The 15,349-nt window shown below is 71.0% G+C and carries 14 protein-coding genes and 1 pseudogene; 9 read left to right on the forward strand and 6 right to left on the reverse strand.

Annotated features, from left to right (window positions below):
• Nucleotides 1–133: 133 nt before the first annotated feature.
• Nucleotides 134–1,012, reverse strand: a complete 879-nt coding sequence (locus ACZ7IF_RS08855) for a winged helix-turn-helix transcriptional regulator (protein WP_470965261.1) — start codon at nucleotides 1,010–1,012, stop codon at nucleotides 134–136.
• An 87-nt stretch (nucleotides 1,013–1,099) separates the two neighbouring features.
• On the opposite strand from ACZ7IF_RS08855, the pseudogene ACZ7IF_RS08860 reads away from it, so the two are divergent.
• The 4 genes and pseudogenes from ACZ7IF_RS08860 to ACZ7IF_RS08875 form a co-directional block, all read left to right on the forward strand.
• A pseudogene (locus ACZ7IF_RS08860) lies at nucleotides 1,100–2,338 on the forward strand (MFS transporter); the annotation flags it as partial.
• A 9-nt stretch (nucleotides 2,339–2,347) separates the two neighbouring features.
• Nucleotides 2,348–3,328: a 2,3,4,5-tetrahydropyridine-2,6-dicarboxylate N-succinyltransferase gene (dapD, locus tag ACZ7IF_RS08865; RefSeq protein WP_470965264.1), complete on the forward strand. Its 981-nt coding sequence runs from the start codon at nucleotides 2,348–2,350 to the stop codon at nucleotides 3,326–3,328.
• 218 nt (nucleotides 3,329–3,546) lie between these two features.
• Nucleotides 3,547–4,101, forward strand: coding sequence for a hypothetical protein (locus tag ACZ7IF_RS08870; protein ID WP_470965267.1), 555 nt, complete (start codon nucleotides 3,547–3,549; stop codon nucleotides 4,099–4,101).
• Between the two features lie 590 nt (nucleotides 4,102–4,691).
• A complete protein-coding gene (locus ACZ7IF_RS08875) occupies nucleotides 4,692–5,897 on the forward strand; it encodes a helix-turn-helix domain-containing protein (RefSeq protein WP_470965270.1) in 1,206 nt (401 codons plus the stop codon).
• 129 nt (nucleotides 5,898–6,026) lie between these two features.
• On the opposite strand, the gene ACZ7IF_RS08880 is transcribed toward ACZ7IF_RS08875, so the two are convergent.
• Nucleotides 6,027–6,386 carry a GntR family transcriptional regulator gene (locus ACZ7IF_RS08880; RefSeq protein WP_470965273.1) on the reverse strand — a complete coding sequence of 120 codons (360 nt, stop codon included), beginning with the start codon at nucleotides 6,384–6,386 and terminating at the stop codon, nucleotides 6,027–6,029.
• A 167-nt stretch (nucleotides 6,387–6,553) separates the two neighbouring features.
• Between ACZ7IF_RS08880 and ACZ7IF_RS08885 the strand changes: the two genes are divergently transcribed.
• Genes ACZ7IF_RS08885 through ACZ7IF_RS08900 form a run of 4 tightly spaced genes read left to right on the forward strand, consistent with a single transcriptional unit; the run spans nucleotide 6,554 to nucleotide 9,748 of the window.
• Nucleotides 6,554–6,895 carry a hypothetical protein gene (locus tag ACZ7IF_RS08885; protein WP_470965275.1) on the forward strand — a complete coding sequence of 114 codons (342 nt, stop codon included), beginning with the start codon at nucleotides 6,554–6,556 and terminating at the stop codon, nucleotides 6,893–6,895.
• A gap of 26 nt (nucleotides 6,896–6,921) precedes the next feature.
• Complete coding sequence (gene repSA / locus ACZ7IF_RS08890) at nucleotides 6,922–8,316, forward strand: replication initiator protein RepSA (protein ID WP_470965543.1); 1,395 nt, start codon at nucleotides 6,922–6,924, stop codon at nucleotides 8,314–8,316.
• A complete protein-coding gene (locus ACZ7IF_RS08895) occupies nucleotides 8,313–8,507 on the forward strand; it encodes a helix-turn-helix transcriptional regulator (protein WP_470965279.1) in 195 nt (64 codons plus the stop codon). Before repSA ends, ACZ7IF_RS08895 begins: the two co-directional genes overlap by 4 nt.
• Nucleotides 8,507–9,748 carry a tyrosine-type recombinase/integrase gene (locus ACZ7IF_RS08900; RefSeq protein WP_470965281.1) on the forward strand — a complete coding sequence of 414 codons (1,242 nt, stop codon included), beginning with the start codon at nucleotides 8,507–8,509 and terminating at the stop codon, nucleotides 9,746–9,748. Before ACZ7IF_RS08895 ends, ACZ7IF_RS08900 begins: the two co-directional genes overlap by 1 nt.
• A 131-nt stretch (nucleotides 9,749–9,879) precedes the next feature.
• Here the strand turns inward: ACZ7IF_RS08900 and ACZ7IF_RS08905 are convergent, their stop codons facing one another.
• From ACZ7IF_RS08905 to ACZ7IF_RS08920, 4 genes are all read right to left on the reverse strand, one after another.
• Nucleotides 9,880–10,455 carry an RICIN domain-containing protein gene (locus ACZ7IF_RS08905; protein WP_470965284.1) on the reverse strand — a complete coding sequence of 192 codons (576 nt, stop codon included), beginning with the start codon at nucleotides 10,453–10,455 and terminating at the stop codon, nucleotides 9,880–9,882.
• A gap of 325 nt (nucleotides 10,456–10,780) precedes the next feature.
• Nucleotides 10,781–11,035 carry a hypothetical protein gene (locus tag ACZ7IF_RS08910; RefSeq protein ID WP_470965287.1) on the reverse strand — a complete coding sequence of 85 codons (255 nt, stop codon included), beginning with the start codon at nucleotides 11,033–11,035 and terminating at the stop codon, nucleotides 10,781–10,783.
• A 124-nt stretch (nucleotides 11,036–11,159) separates the two neighbouring features.
• Nucleotides 11,160–11,621, reverse strand: a complete 462-nt coding sequence (locus ACZ7IF_RS08915) for a GNAT family N-acetyltransferase (RefSeq protein ID WP_470965290.1) — start codon at nucleotides 11,619–11,621, stop codon at nucleotides 11,160–11,162.
• 58 nt (nucleotides 11,622–11,679) lie between these two features.
• Nucleotides 11,680–13,521 carry an endonuclease/exonuclease/phosphatase family protein gene (locus ACZ7IF_RS08920; RefSeq protein ID WP_470965293.1) on the reverse strand — a complete coding sequence of 614 codons (1,842 nt, stop codon included), beginning with the start codon at nucleotides 13,519–13,521 and terminating at the stop codon, nucleotides 11,680–11,682.
• Nucleotides 13,522–13,843: 322 nt separating this feature from the next.
• On the opposite strand from ACZ7IF_RS08920, the gene ACZ7IF_RS08925 reads away from it, so the two are divergent.
• Nucleotides 13,844–15,340, forward strand: a complete 1,497-nt coding sequence (locus ACZ7IF_RS08925; RefSeq protein ID WP_470965297.1) for a hypothetical protein — start codon at nucleotides 13,844–13,846, stop codon at nucleotides 15,338–15,340.
• Nucleotides 15,341–15,349 lie beyond the last annotated feature (9 nt).

Here is a 15,349-nt window from a genome sequence, read left to right on the forward strand (position 1 = left end):
CGGGCTGGCCGCCCCCTCTCCAGCCCCGCCCGCGTCCGAGGCGCGGGGTCCGGGGCGGAGCCCCGGGATACGGAGAAAGGGCGGGGCGGGGAGAGGCTCCGCGCAGCGGTCGCCCGCACCGGACCCGGGACCGCTAGGCCGCCGCAGAGCGGACCGCCGCCAGCGCCGCGGCCACACTGGCCTCGATGTCGGTCACCGGATAGAAGACCTCCCGCACCGTGCGGTCCCGGTCCACGACCAGCGTCAGCCGCTTGATCCGGCTCACCCCCGCCGCGCGGAACGTCGGCAGCCGCAGCGCCGTCACCAGGTCCAGCCCGGCGTCCGACAGCAGCGGGAAGCGCAGCCGCTCCTGCTCCGCGAACTCCCGCTGCTCGTCCGGCCGCTGGGTGGAGACCCCGTGCACGGTGGCGCCGGCGGCGGTGAACTCCGCCAGCTGGTCGCGGAACGTGCACGATTCGAGCGTGCAGCCCTTCGCCCCCGGGATCCCGGCCCATCCGGGCGGGTAGGACTCGGCCCGGGCGTAGGCGCCGGGGAAGCAGTACAGGACGGTGAACGGGGTGTCCGCCACCGGGTCGCGGAGCTCGCCGAAACGGTCCGGCAGCAGCAGCTCCGGCAGCCGGGTGCCGCGCAGCGCGTGGACCCGTACGGCCTCCTTCGAGGACTCCTCGGTCGTCGCCGTCATCTCTCCCTCTCCCAGGACCCAGGTGTCTCCCCAGTCCTGGAGGGCCACCAGGACCGGCAGCAGCCCCCGCCCGCGCGGGGTCAGCCGGTACTCGTGCCGCACCGGGCGCTCCTGGTACGGCTCGCGCGTCAGCACCCCGGCCTCGACCAGCAGCTTCAGCCGTTCGGCGAGCACCTTCCGGGACACCCCCAGCTCGCGCTGGAGCTCGTCGAAGCGGTACAGGCCGCGCGCGGTGTCCCGCACGATCAGCAGCGTCCACCAGTCGCCCACGACGTCGAGGGCCTGGGCGATGGAGCAGTCCGCGTCGCCGAGGTGCGTGCGCTGGGCCATGGGAACTCCTTTGTCCGTTGACCCAAGGCTGTCATGCTGACATAGTCCGTTCCCAAAAGGAACTCACCACGGACGGACGCGGGGGAAACGGGTGTGCTGCAGGGGTTCAAGGACGTACCGAGGGTCGTGTGGCTGCTGGCCGCGGGGATCTTCGTCAACACCGTCGCCGGCTTCACCGTCGTCTTCGTCTTCCTCTACCTGACCGGCCCGCGCGGCCTCGACACCACCCAGGCGGGCCTGATCGTCGGCATCGGCGGCATCGGCCTGGTCGCCGGCAACTTCACCGGCGGCTGGTACGGCGACCGCTTCGGCCACCGCCGGGCGCTGCTCACCGCCTCGGCCCTCGGCGGATCCGCCCTCGTCGCCCTGCCGGCGGCCCCCACCGGCCTGCTGGCCGTCCTCCTGCCGCTCGCGCAGTACGCCTCGGGGGTGATCCGCGCCGCCAACTCCGCGCTGGTCGCCGTCACCGTGCCGGAGGGTTCCCGCCGCCAGGCCTTCGCCGTCACCCGCTGCCTGTCCAACGGCGGCTTCGCGGTGGGCGGACCGCTCGGGGCCCTCATCGCGACCGGGCTCTCGTACGACTGGCTCTTCGTCGCGGACGGCCTCGGCACCCTCTTCTTCGCCCTCTGGACCGCCCGGGTCGTCCCGGCCAGGGCCGCCACCGCCCCCTCCGCGGCCCCGGACGGGGGTCTGGGCCGCGGAGGGCTGTGGCGGGAGCTGCGTACCCGGCCGGCCGTACTGGTCCTGCTCGGTGCGATCTTCGTCATCGACGTCGTCTACCGGCAGCACCTCACGACCTTCCCCGTCTACCTCGCCGACCACGGCCTGGACACCCGCGCGTACGGATGGCTCATCGCGGTCAACTGCGGCGTCATCCTGTTCCTGGAGATCCCCGCCGCGCTCGCCCTGCGCGGGCGCTCCCCGCTGCACGTCATCGGCAGCGGCCTGGTGCTGGTGGGCGGCGGCTACGCGGTGCTGGTGCTCGGAGTCGGTACCGCGACGGCCGTCGCGATGATGCTGCTGCTCACCCTCGGCGAGATCCTCTACAAGACCACCGCCATGGCGTACGTCGCGGACGAGTCGCCCGCGCACGCCATCGGCCGGTTCCAGAGCCTGTACGCGGGTGTCTCCATCAGCGGCTTCGTCCTCGCCGCGCCCCTCGGCGGAGCCCTGTACGACGCCGCGCCGGAGCTGCTGTGGCCGCTGTGCGCGGCGCTCGGCGCGGCCGCCGGGCTGATCGTGCTGGTCCAGGGTGCGCGCGGGGTGCGGCGACCCGCGCGACCGGCACATGAGACCGGTTCGCGACCGGAGGCCGTCGCCGGTTAGGTTTCGGATATGACTGCTACGCGTACCACCGGCGCCGTCGCCGCCGGACTTGCCACCATCACCGCCGACGGCACCGTCCTCGACACCTGGTTCCCCGCCCCCGAGCTGGCCGACGCGCCCGGCCCGGCCGGCACCGAGCGCCTCACCGCCGAGCAGGCCGTGGAGCTCCTCGGCGAGGCCGCGGCCAAGGCCATCCGCTCGGACGCGGTCCGCGGGGTCGAGGTCGTAGCCGTCCGCACCGTCATCGCCTCCCTGGAGGACAAGCCGCTGGACGCGCACGACGCGTACCTGCGCCTGCACCTGCTGAGCCACCGCCTGGTCAAGCCGCACGGCCAGAACCTGGACGGCGTCTTCGGCCTGCTGACCAACGTCGCCTGGACCTCGCTCGGCCCCGTCGCCGTCGACCAGGTCGAGACCGTGCGGCTGAACGCGCGCGCCGAGGGCCTGCACCTCCAGGTCACCTCGATCGACAAGTTCCCGCGCATGACCGACTACGTCGCCCCCAAGGGCGTGCGCATCGCCGACGCCGACCGCGTCCGCCTCGGCGCGCACCTCGCCGAGGGCACCACCGTCATGCACGAGGGCTTCGTCAACTTCAACGCCGGCACCCTGGGCACCTCCATGGTCGAGGGCCGCATCTCGGCGGGCGTCGTCGTCGGCGACGGCTCGGACATCGGCGGCGGCGCGTCCACCATGGGCACCCTCTCGGGCGGCGGCAAGCAGATCATCTCGATCGGCGAGCGCACCCTGGTCGGCGCCGAGGCGGGCATCGGCATCGCGCTGGGCGACGAGTGCGTCGTCGAGGCCGGCCTCTACGTCACCGCGGGCACCCGGGTGACCCTGCCGGACGGCCAGATCGTCAAGGCCCTGGAGCTCTCCGGCGCCGACAACATCCTCTTCCGCCGCAACTCGGTCACCGGCGCCGTCGAGGCCCGCCCGTACAAGGCGAACTGGGGCGGCCTCAACGAGGTCCTGCACAGCCACAACTGACGCCCGGCCGCCCTCACCTGCGGCTGAGCAACCGACCAACGCCCTGACCAGCGGCTGAGCCGCCACCAGTTGTCAACGTTGGTCACCAACGAGCGCCCTCCCACGGCCCCACCACGGCCCGGGAGGGCGCTCTACGATGTGGGTTCCTGTGAAGACTGCGACCTGCCAGGGACCTTACTTGTGGCACGGAGCATCTCCGCTTCCATGAGAATGACCGTGTGACAGATACGACTTGGGTTGCTCTTATCACTGCTACCTCCACCCTTCTCGCTAGTGGCGTTACGGGTACTTTGGCATTCCTGGCCGGTAAGCAGCAGTTGAAGTCTCAAGCGCTACTCCAGCATGGGCAAGTGAGTGAAGAGCGGGCGGCTGCTATCCGCGAGCTGAGGCGTAGTGCCTATGTTGCGGTACTGAACCAGCACTCAGTCGTAGAGCGGGCGATGAGGGTCGCCTGGGAAGAAACGCCATGCGTCGATTTCGAGTCGTCCGGGCGCTACGCTGAGGTCGTCAGGGAGGTGAATCTCCTCCAGGAAAAGCTTCATCTGGCTGAGCTGGAAGGTCCGCTCGACGTTGCTACCCGGGCCGCGCGGATCATGGCCTTCGAGTCGCGGAGCATGGCGAATTTGCTGGGCGTGGTCGAGGCTAACGAGACCAGCGATAGAACTCCTCAGCGTTGCGATTCGGATATGGGAGTGAACGACCATAATGGTCGGATCGATGTGCGAGACGCCTTTATCGACACCGCGCGGGATATGTTGGGTACCACTTTCTGATGTATGCCGGGTGGTGGTAAAGGGGCTGGCCTGGCGGACAGTTACCAGTACACCTCGCTAGCTCCCATCCCACACCCCCACCACCAACCAACCCGCACCCGCCGGCCTGCCCTCTCCATCCCGGAGCCTGAGAGCCCCCGCCGGAGGCATTGTTCTGACCGTGCCGCGACGGCTGGCCGAGGAGCTGAGCAGTCAGCGGGGCGGGCTGTGCACCTGAGACTGTGGACAGAGCGGCTCAACGGAGGTTCGCTCGCTCCGAACACCCAGCTCAGGCGGCACGGCAAAGCCGAGGAGGCGTTCCCGTCCCGGCCCTGATGGGCTACCGTCCCGCCTATGGCGTGCTCGATCAGCCGCGCGTCCGGCGTAGCCGGGCCCAGAGCGGACGCCGAAGGCGGGGAGCGTCGGGGCCTGGCGGTGAGCCGGGAACGCGCGCGGCGAGCGGAGCGAGCCGCCTTGATGAGGTAGAGAAACCTGTAACAGGCCCATGGGCCAAGGGGCTTCGTGCGACCACTGGCACTTTTTCTGACAGTGCCCTCCTGGGGGCATGGGTACCTTCGTAGAGTCGAAGGGAGCCCATCGTGGGGGCGGAAATGAGCACGGGGCAAAGGGTGGCGCGGGCACGCCGCCGACTTGGCTGGGATCAAGCGCAGCTGGCCGCAGCTGTCGGGCGCTCGATCAGCTGGGTGTCGAAGGTGGAGACTGGGCGCCTCCCCTTAGACCGCATGAGCGTCCTCGGGCAGCTTGCCGAAGTCCTCGACGTCGAGGTCGTCGAGCTGACGGGCCAGCCCTACCGCCACGACTCCTCGGAACTCGACTCGGGCCACGCCGCAATTCCCGGGCTCCGCCTCGCTCTCCAGCAGGCCACCATGCCCGGCGGTGCGCTCCTCCTCGGCGCTGTCGAACCCCCGTCCCTCGCGGAGATCGCGGTCCGGGTACAAGCGGCCGAGCAACTCCGCCAGGACGCCAAGTTCACGGCACTCGGGGATGTCCTCCCTCAGATCCTGCGGGACCTCATCGTCGCCTGCGATATCGCGGACGGCGACGACCTCGCCCGCGCAGAATCCCTCATGCTCCGGGCCAGCCACATGGCCCGCGTCTCCTCCAACCTGCTCGGTCATCACGACCTCGGCTGGAGCGCTGTGCAGCGTGAGCTGGTCGCGGCTGAGCGGGCCGAGTCGCCGGCGCTTCGGGCTGCTGCCCGCTGGGACCTCTGCGGTGTCTGGCTCTACGAAGGAGAAGTAGCCGCGGCAAGGGACATGGCACTCCGGGCCCTGGACGATCTGGAACCGGACCTCTCGACCGCTGACCAGAACATCCGCTCCCTGTGGGGTGCCATGCACCTTCGAGCCGCCGTGGCATGGTCGCGACTCTGGGACCGCTCGGAGGCTGAATCCCACCTGGCCGAGGCGCGCCGGATCGCGGCCAATCTTCCCGCTGACGGCAACGTCTTCCAGACCCAGTTCAACGCGGTGAACGCCGAGATCCACAGCGTCGAAGTCAGCCTGGAGCTAGGTCACCCGCGCGACGTCCTGTCTCGCGCCGAACTTGTGGATGTCATGCACATCGCCTCCGGCGAGCGCCAGTCGCACTTCTGGGTCTGCACGGCCGCCGGTCAGATGATGAACGGCAAGGCCGAGGCTGCTGCGAATTCCATCCTCCGTGCCGACGCGGTTGCCCCTCAGCACGTACGCAATCGCCCCGTCGCCCGGAACCTCGTGGACGACCTGCGGTCCGCCAACCGGAACGCACGCACGGAAGAGATCCGGCGCCTGGCCGGGCACATGAAGCTCAGCTGATCAGCCTGGACGGAGAGGGGGCCGTCGCCGTGAGGGTGGCAGAGAAAGCGCGGTTACTCGTGGAGCTGCACGAGATCCGGAAGCAGTTAACCGAGGCGGCGCAGCGGGTGGACCGGCTCTCCGCTGCCGTCACGGCAGATCGGCCACGTGCCCTTCAAGGCGGTCGAGCCGGGAGTTGATGAGTGCCAACGCGGCTTTGATCTCGGCCAGTTCGCTGGCCAAGGTCGAAGCCGCTTCCGGCGTCCCACCGGCAGGCGGGTCGCTGGCGACGAAGGTCCCGCGTCCCTGCTGGCTCACGATCAGGCCTTCGTCGCGAAGGATGTCCAGCGCGTGCCGGACGGTCATGGGCGCGACGCCGTACCGCTCGGCCAACTTGGCGTTCGTGTCGAGCCGCTGGCCGGCCTTCAGCCCCCCGCTGGCGATCTGCCGTCGAAGGTCGTCGGCTACCTGCGTGTAGGCGCTGCGGGGATCATCTGGGCTCACGGTCACAAACCCAGGTTATCTAAGTGATCTAAAGAAGTCTGCCCCGAGGGCTTGTGCTCTTCGACATCTCTACTAATCTAGGTAACACAAGAGAAGTTAGAGATATCTCGCTGGGAGCGGCGCCCTACCGCCAAGCAGTCCGCCGCTCCCGTCCCTGGAAGGGAGCTTCCATCATGCCTGCTTCTGCTGTGGTCTACCGCCGGTCGGCGTTAGGGGCCTGCCCCGCGTGCCTGGAGGGCCTGTGTGCCGATCCCGCTGAGTGCCTGTACTTCCTGACCTCGCGTCCGTGGGCCGACTGCTCCGCCTGTGAGGGTTCTGGCTGGGCGGGTGAGGACGCTGATCCGGCGCTGGTCTTCTGCGAGTACTGCGGGGGTTCCGGCCTCAACGAGCACACCGTCCGCTCTGTCGCGTTGATCGAAGTCAGCGAGGGCGCCAGGAAGCGGCACGCGGCTCACGTCGCCCGCCTCACCGCGCGCGTACCCGTGTCCCCGGCTCCCGTGACGGTGGCCGCGTGACCCGCTTCCCCGTCGCCCCTGAGGCTGTGGCCGGTGCTGCGGCCTCTCTGGGCACCGACCCGCTCACCCTCGCCGATCTCCTGCGGGTCGCCTCCACGCCAGGCTTCGACCGCTGGCAGGAACAGGTCCGCCGGACCGGCGGCTGCTCGGACCCGGTCCACCTGTCCGGCTCCACCGTCACCCGCGACCGCCGCACCGGGGACGTCCTGTACTCGTACTCGACCGCCGACGAACCCGGTGGCCGGTTACGGGTCGCGTGCGGGAACCGGAGGGCTTCCCGCTGCCCCTCCTGCGCCTGGACCTACGCCGGGGACACCTACCACCTGATCCGCGCCGGGATCACCGGCGACGAGGGCAAGGACGTCCCCCTTACGGTCCGCTCCCACCCCCGGGTCTTCGCCACCCTCACCGCCCCGTCCTTCGGCCCCGTCCACAACCGCCCCGCCTCCGGCCGCTGCCGCTGCGGCACCACCCACCCCGAGACAGACGCTCTCCTGGGCACGGCCCTGAACCCGGAGCGGTACGACTACGCGGGCGCGGTGCTCTGGAACAACCACGCCGGTCAGCTCTGGCAGCGCTTCACGATCTACCTGCGCCGCGAGATCGCCGCCCGTGCCGGGATCACGCAGACGGCCTTGAAGGAGTCCTGCCGGGTCTCCTTCGGGAAGGTCGCCGAGTTCCAGAAGCGCGGAGCGGTCCACTTCCACACCGTCATACGCCTCGACGGACCGGACGGACCGCAGACTCCTCCACCCGCCTGGGCCTGCGTCGCGCTGCTGGACGACGCGATCCGGGCCGCCGCCGGCCGAGTCGCCGTGAGCATCCCCGCCTCCGCAGGTTTCCCCGCCCGCACCCTCGGCTGGGGCACACAGGTGGACGTCCAGCCGATCGGTGGGCTCGGGCACGAGGACCTGACCGAAGCCGCGGTGGCCTCCTACGTGGCGAAGTACGCCACCAAGGCCGCAGAGACCACCGGCACCGCCGACCGCCGCATCGGCGAACTCGCCGAACTGGACAAGCTCCACCTGCCCGCCCACACCCGCCGCCTCATCGAAGCCTGCTGGGCACTCGACTCCGCCTACCCGGACCGGCTCCTCGCCCACTGGTCGCACATGCTCGGCTTCCGCGGCCACTTCTCCACCAAGTCCCGCGCCTACTCCACCACCCTCGGCACCCTCCGCCAGACCCGCGCCGACTACCGCGCCGCCCAGGAACGCCGGGAACGCGGACTTCCCGACCCCGACGACACCCCGGAGGGCTCCACGCTCGTCCTCGCCCACTGGACCTACGCCGGACACGGACACACCCCCGGCGAGTCCTGGCTCGCCCAGACCATCGCCCGCGACATCCGAACCAACCGAGACACCGCCCGCGAAGCACTCTCCGAACTGAGCTCCGACGACTGGGAGACGGCCGTATGAAGCGCGCACTGCCCACCCGGTACCTCACCCCGGTGGACTTGGCCGATCTGCTCGGCATCCCCCTCGAAACCGTCTACCAGTGGCGGCGCAAGGGCACCGGCCCGCGCGGCTTCAAGGTCGGTCGGCACCTCCGCTACGACCCGGAGGACGTTCGCCTCTGGGTCCACTCTCTGATGGAAAGGGCCGCCTGATGGCCGGACATGTCCAAGACCGCTGGTACAAGACCGAACCGGGCCCGGACGGCAAGTCGGTGAAGGTGAAGACGGACCGCTTCGGGGTCGGCCTCCGCTACCGCGCCCGGTACATCGGCCCCGACGGCTCGGAGAAGAGCCGTTCGTTCCCGGACCGCCAGAAGCGCAAGGCAGACGCCTGGCTCGCGAACATCGAAGCCGACATGTCCCAAGGTCGGTACATCGACCCGGCGGCCGGCGCGGTGACCTTCGCCCAGTACGTGAAGGGGTGGATGGCGGCGCTGACCATCGACCCCGTGACCCGCGAGAGCGTCGAGATCCGGCTCCGCGTGCACGCGCTGCCCCACCTCGGCGACCGGCCCATGGCGTCCTTCCGCCCCTCACACCTGCGGGCCTGGATGCGGGAGCTGGAGGCCACCGGCCGCGCAGCCTCCTACCGCCGCTCGATCTTCGCGAACGTCTCCGCCGTCTTCACCGCCGCAGTGGAGGACCGGATCATCGCGGAGAACCCGTGCCGGGCACGGTCCGTCCGGGCCCCGCGGATCGACCCGCGCAAGGTGAAGCCCTGGACTGTCGACCGGGTGATGGCCGTGCACGAAGCCCTGCCGCAGCAGTATCAGGAGATGGTCGCCCTCGGCGCGGGCTGCGGGCTGCGGCAGGGAGAGATCTTCGGCCTGGCAGTCGAGGACGTCGACTTCCTCAGCGGCATCGTTCGCGTGGTCCGGCAGGTCAAGCTGATTCGAGGTACCCAGATGGTGTTCGCCCCGCCGAAGGGCGGCAAGGAGCGGCACGTCCCCCTGCCGGAATCGGTGGCCTTCGCACTTGCCGCGCACATCACCCGCCACGCGCCGGCCGCGACTTCGTTGCCGTGGAAGATGCCGGACGGGGCGCCCGTCACGGCGGAACTCCTCTTCATGGGTCCGAATGCGAAGCCTCCGCACCGGAACCGCTTCAACGAACGAGTGTGGCGTCCGGCCCTTCAAAAGGCCGGGGTCGAAGCGGGGCGCGAGAACGGAATGCACGCCCTTCGGCACTTCTACGCGTCCGTCCTCCTGGACGCGGGGGAGAGTATCAAGGCACTGAGCGAATACCTCGGCCATCACGATCCGAGTTTCACGCTCCGCACTTACACGCACCTGATGCCGGCGAGCGAGACGAGGACCCGCGCCGCCGTCGATCGCGTCTTCCGGGCCGCACCCGAAGCAGACCACGGCCCCGACACGGCCCACGGCCCGAACTGAGCCGCTGACCTGCACGAACGACAGAACAGCCACAACTGACGCCGCGCGGGCAGCGCCCGCCCCACGTCACCACCGAGTGCCCTCCCGCAGGACGCGGGAGGGCACTCGGCTTTCCGGCACGGCGGAGCCGTTCAGCCCACCAGCCGCAGGAACCAGCGGCGTGAGGGGTGGGTGTCGCAGTCGAACTGGACGAGCGGGTGGTTGTTGGCGGTGGTGGACCCGCCGGCGACGGTGGCGCACTTGCCCGTCTGCGCGTTCACGAGCTGGAAGGAGGTGCCGTCGCCGTTCGTGATGTGCCAGCGGCGCGAGGGGTGCTCGTCGCAGTCGAACTGGACGAGGGGGTGGTTGTTGGCGGTGGTGGATCCGCCGGCGACGGTGGCGCACTTGCGCGTCTGTCCGTTGACGATCTGGAAGGCGCCGTCCTCCTCGTTCGTCACCTGCCAGCGGCGTGAGGGGTGGGTGTCGCAGTCGAACTGGACGAGCGGGTGGTTGTTGGCGGGGGTGGACCCGCCCGCGACGGTGGCGCACTTGCCGGTCTGGACGTTCACGAGCTGGTACGTGGCTTCCGGTATGTCGGCCACCGTGGCCATGGGTGCGGCCGGCTGCGCCACCGTGGGCGCGGGCAGCAGCATGAGGCCTCCGGCCGCGAAAACCGACGCTGTCGCCAGGAGGCGGCGTACCCGGGCCTTCTCGCGCATGGGGCGCATGGGGTGCTCCTCTCGGTCCTGTGAAGGGGATCGGCAGGGCGCCGCGCCGTGCGGGGGTGACCCGGCCGGTCGCCGGGTGTGGAGCGGGAGGGGGAGCGCCCAGGGGCTCATGCCGTCGCGGCCGGCCGGATCGTCCGCGGCGCGCGTCCGGCGCCCGGGCCCCGGTGATCAAGGCGCGGCTGCCTCTCCCACTATCGGCGCGCGTGACCGGCCCCGCAACCGAGGGCGACGCCGCCGCCCGGACGCGCCGGAACGCCCCTCGCACCGCAAGGGCGAGGGGCGTTCCGGGGGGTTCCAGGGGGTTCCGGGGGCGGGGCGCCCCCGGTCAGTTCGGGGCGATCGTGCGGATCAGGCCCGCGAAGGCCCGCTCCTCCGCCTCGGTCAGCTCCACCGACTCCATCGGGTGCGTGTCCGCGCCGCGCTGGGCCGGGATCGCCGGCAGGCCCTCGTAGGCGGCCGGCTCCGGGTGGTGGAAGCGGCTGTCCCACAGCATGTGGCCCAGGCCGAAGACCCAGACGAGGGCGGCCACGGCGAGGACGGCGAGGCCGATTTCCTGGGCGAGGGAGATGGACGGGAACACGCGGTCCTCCCGGGAGTGCGGGGGTACAAGGAGGGCAAGTTCGGGCGTGGGGACACTCAACACCACAACCGGAAGATTTTGGCCCCTGTGTGTCCAGCGTCACGCCAGGGCCGAAAGTCCCGACCTACGGTTCGAGGACCAGCTTGAAGCCCTCGTGGCTGCGCGCGAAGCCCAGACGTTCGTAGAAGCGGTGCGCGGCGCCGCGCCGCTTGTTGCTGGTCAGCTGGACCAGTCCGCAGCCCCGCTCGCGGGCCCGCTCGACCGCGAGGCGCATCAGTTCCGCGCCCAGGCCCCCGCCGCGCCGGTCCGCGCGGATCCGTACCGCCTCCACCAGGGCCCGCTCGCGGCCGCCCTGGCCCAGGCCCGGGACGTACGTCAGCTGGAGACAGCCCAGGACCGCTTCCCCGTCCGTTTCACTGTCCGTCAGGACCAGCATCTCGTTGCGCGGGTCCGCCGCGATGGCGGCGAAGGCCCGCTCGTGCTCCTCGCCGACGGTGACCGAGGCCGGGTCCAGGCCCCGCTCCTCGTCGGCCAGCAGGGCGAGCACGGCGGGCAGGTCCCGGCGGGTGGCGATGCGGAAGATCATGGCGGGATTGTGGCAGGGGGCCCGGCCCGGGAAGACGGCCGGGCCCCCGCGGTCCGGGTTACGGACGGAAGCGCAGCACCTGCGGGTCGTGGTCGCTGTTCTGCGCGGCGAACTCGGCGTTGATGTGCACGCTGTCGTAGGTGAAGTTCTTGATCGACGGGCTGGTCAGGATCTGGTCCAGCACCTGGGCGTTGCCCTGGTAGACGTACGAGTAACGTTCCGCCTTCGGCAGCGACTTGATCGCCGAGTACAGCGCGCCGCCGTCCTCCAGCGCCTTCGCCGTCCCGGAGAACTCGAAGTCGTTGATGTCGCCGACCGCGAGCACGGCAGCGTTCTTGTCGACCGCCAGCAGCTGCTTGACGAACCCGTTGACCGCCTGCGCCTGCAGGAGCCGCTTCTCCTCCGACTTGCGCACCGGCGGCTGGTGGTGCGAGGTCAGGCCCTCGTCGCCGCCCTTGGAGCCGAAGTGGTTGGCGATCACGAAGACCGTGCGGCCGCGGAAGAGGAACTCGCCGGCCAGCGGCTTGCGGCTGTCGGCCCACGCCGGGTTCGCCGGGTCGATCCGGCCGGGGGAGTGGGTCAGGGCGGCCTTGCCCCGCTCCGTCGTCACACCGGTCGCCGTCACCGCGTCACCCGCGGCCCGGTCGGTGAAGGAGACCCGCGCCGGGTTGAACAGGAACACCTGGCGGATGTTGCCGCCGGGCTCGCCGCCGTCCTTGTTGTTCTCGGGGGTGACGGAGCGCCACTGGTAGGCCGGGCCGCCCGCCGCCTTGATCGCCTCGGTGAACTTCGTCAGCGTCTGCTCGGCCGAGACGGTGCCGTCGTTCTTGGCGCCGTTGTCGTCCTGGATCTCCTCCAGGGCCAGGATGTCGGGCGAGGCCAGGTTGGTCACGACCGCCTTGGCGAGGTTGTCGAACTTCTCCTGGGGGTCGCTCGGGTCGAGGTTCTCCACGTTGTACGTGGCCACCGCGAGCTCGCCGGGCGACTGGGCCTTGGTCTTCTCCGGGGCGAGGGTGCCCGCCTTGACCGTGCCGAGGGTGCGCGCCACCAGCGTGTAGCCGCCGAACTGGTTGAAGTCCAGGGGACCCTCGGTGGTGCCGGTCAGCCTGTCGCCGACGTTGGCCACCGGGAAGGGCTGCTGCGCGAGCGGCGCGAGCTGCTGGATCTGGAGGCGGCCGGTGTTCTGGGACTCGTACGAGCCGTAGACGGTGCCGCCGCGCTTGGCGGCGTTCTCCCAGCCCTTCACCGTCACCCACAGCTCGCCGTACGCGTCGGTGGCGCCGACCACGCGCGAGGTGCCGATGCGGACGTTCATGCCCTCCAGGGACTCGTAGTGGTCCAGGGCGTAGCGGGAGGGCTCCAGGGTCAGGCCGTTGATGCTGCCGCCGGCCGCCGGGTCGCCCGCGGGGGCGTACTCCGCGGGGACGGAGTACTCGTTGACGGCGGTGGCCGCGGGCAGCGCGTTGCCCGAGGAGAGCACCGTCACCGTGGGCTTGGCGATCTGGGTGACGGACTGGTTGCCGGAGTTCACGCCGCCCGGGACGTACTCGCCGACCGTGCCGGAGACCTTCACGGCGTCGCCGACGGCGACGGTCGGGACGGAGCTGGTGAAGACGAAGACGCCCTCGCTGGTGGCCGGGTTGTCGTCGGCGTCCGGGTCCTGGATCCAGAAGCCGCGCGAGCCGTAGGTGCGCACGCCCGTGACGATGCCCTGGACGTCGGCGACCTGCTTGCCGTTCAGGGGGGAGATCCGGGTCGTGCCCTGGATGTCGTGGACGCGTATCGGATCGGCGGACACGGCGCCTTCGGCCGCGTCGGCGGTGCCCGCGAGCAGGCCGGTGGCCAGGGCGGTGGCGACGAGGGCCGCGACGGCGGCGGAACGGGGATGCGAGGAGCGCATGGGCGGGAACTCCGGTGTGTGGAGGAGAAAGTGCGGGCTCTTGACGGCCCGTGTACATCTACGCGCGTCAATTTCCTGGGTGACCAGGGAAGTTGTCAAGGCCTCCAGGGGATACGGAAGCCGACTGTGGGATGAACCAAAGGTGATGGCCGCCGGGTGCGCCCCGATTGCGTCTACGCTGGGTCGCCGCAACGGGCCTGACGGCCCGTCCGCGTGTGTTTTCGGCCACACGGCCGGATGGCATCCCGTCGTCCGGACGCCGCCGACCCGCTCGCCCCACCGCTCAGCCGCCCCGTGCGTCCCGTCCGAGGAGAACCACCCCATGTCCGCAGAGCCGCACCCCACGCTGCCGCCGGTACGGCTGCACTCCGATGCGGAGCTGGCCCGCGACGCCCTCGTCGCCCCGCTGTTCGCCCGCGCCGTACGCCTCGCCCGCTGGTCCGGCCCCGACACCCGCGTGGACGTCGGCGGCGAGCTCGCCCCCGACCAGCTGCCCGAGGCCGTCGCCGTCCTGGGCCTCGACGCCGCCGACGAGGACTCGCCCGTGTACGCGAGCCAGGCCTGGCGGGTCGCCGTGGACACCGGCCTCGTCGACGTGACCGAGCCGGAGGAGGACAGCGGCGACGGCGCCGAGGCGGGCGAGCCCGAGTACGGCACCGCCACCCCCGGCGAGGACCTCGCGCTGCTGGCCGGCGGCGCACCCGGCGACGTGCTCGACCTGTGGCTCGCCGCCCTGGACACCGTCCTCGCGGACGCGGCCGTGCCCGACCTCGACGACCTCGTCGACGCCCTCGACGCGGGCGGCGAGATCGACTTCGACCGCCTCGACTGGAACCCCCAGCGGGAAGCGGACTTCCTCGACGGGGTCCTCGCCAACCTCTACCTGCTCACCGTCGCCGACGGCGGCGCCGGCGAGGGCCCGGTGCCGCTGCCGGTGCTCGCCGCCTCGATGATCGTGCCCGACGATATGGGCGATCCCACCGACGCCGTCCTGGAACAGGTGTCGGACGCGATGATGCGCCTCGACGACCAGTTCCGGCAGCTGGAGCCGATCGGACTGGTCGAGTACCGCCCCGTGGACGAGGCGCTGCTCGCCGAGGCGGACGAGTCCGCCGACGCCGCCGGAGGGACGGGGGCGGGACCGGAGGACGACGAGGACGTGTCCCGGTACGGGATGGTGCGGCTGACCCCGCTCGGCCTGTACGGCGTCCGCGCCCGGATGCTCGAAGCCGGGGTCGAGGCCCCCGCCGTCGGGGAACTGGCCGACAAGGGCGCCGACGCGCTGCTCGACGCCGTCTCCTTCTACCCGGAGGACGCCGCCCACGCCGAGATCGAGCAGTGGCTGGCCGGACGCGAACTGCCGGACGCCGTCGCCGAACTGCTGGCCGCCGCCCGCGGTGACGACGAGGGCGCCCCGCTGCGCCGGCTGCGCTGCCAGCAGGCCCTCGCCCCGGCCGGGCCGGAGGCCGAGCCGGCGGTCCGCGCCGTCCTGGACGACCCGGAGCTCGGCGGGCTCGCCCGGGTCTGGCTCGCCGAGCACGGGGTGGCCGACGTACCGGCGCCGGACGAGGCGATGGTGTTCTGGCTGACGGTGGACACGATCGCGGCGCAGCTCGCGGCGGACGGGGAGACCGAGGAGCTGCCGCTGCTGATGCGGAGCCTGACGGAGCACCACACCGGCTTCTTCGAGCAGGCGTGGCGGGTGGAGCACCCCGCCACCGCGTACGTCCTGGAGGCCATGGGCCGGCTGCACCCGGACAAGAAGGCCTCGAAGGAGGCGCGGAAGGCCGCGTTCAAGGCCCGCTCCCGGCAGTCCTGACCCCGGTGC

Source organism: Streptomyces sp. NPDC037421 (assembly GCF_055602105.1).

What these genes read in the sequence shown, in the direction of transcription:
- dapD (WP_470965264.1), top strand. Translation starts at nt 2,348, where the DNA reads ATGACTGCTACGCGTACCACCGGCGCCGTCGCCGCCGGACTTGCCACC.
- ACZ7IF_RS08875 (WP_470965270.1), top strand. Translation starts at nt 4,692, where the DNA reads ATGAGCACGGGGCAAAGGGTGGCGCGGGCACGCCGCCGACTTGGCTGG.
- ACZ7IF_RS08925 (WP_470965297.1), top strand. Translation starts at nt 13,844, where the DNA reads ATGTCCGCAGAGCCGCACCCCACGCTGCCGCCGGTACGGCTGCACTCC.
- ACZ7IF_RS08895 (WP_470965279.1), top strand. Translation starts at nt 8,313, where the DNA reads ATGAAGCGCGCACTGCCCACCCGGTACCTCACCCCGGTGGACTTGGCC.
- ACZ7IF_RS08900 (WP_470965281.1), top strand. Translation starts at nt 8,507, where the DNA reads ATGGCCGGACATGTCCAAGACCGCTGGTACAAGACCGAACCGGGCCCG.
- ACZ7IF_RS08885 (WP_470965275.1), top strand. Translation starts at nt 6,554, where the DNA reads ATGCCTGCTTCTGCTGTGGTCTACCGCCGGTCGGCGTTAGGGGCCTGC.
- ACZ7IF_RS08905 (WP_470965284.1), bottom strand. Translation starts at nt 10,455, where the DNA reads ATGCGCCCCATGCGCGAGAAGGCCCGGGTACGCCGCCTCCTGGCGACA.
- ACZ7IF_RS08915 (WP_470965290.1), bottom strand. Translation starts at nt 11,621, where the DNA reads ATGATCTTCCGCATCGCCACCCGCCGGGACCTGCCCGCCGTGCTCGCC.
- ACZ7IF_RS08920 (WP_470965293.1), bottom strand. Translation starts at nt 13,521, where the DNA reads ATGCGCTCCTCGCATCCCCGTTCCGCCGCCGTCGCGGCCCTCGTCGCC.
- ACZ7IF_RS08855 (WP_470965261.1), bottom strand. Translation starts at nt 1,012, where the DNA reads ATGGCCCAGCGCACGCACCTCGGCGACGCGGACTGCTCCATCGCCCAG.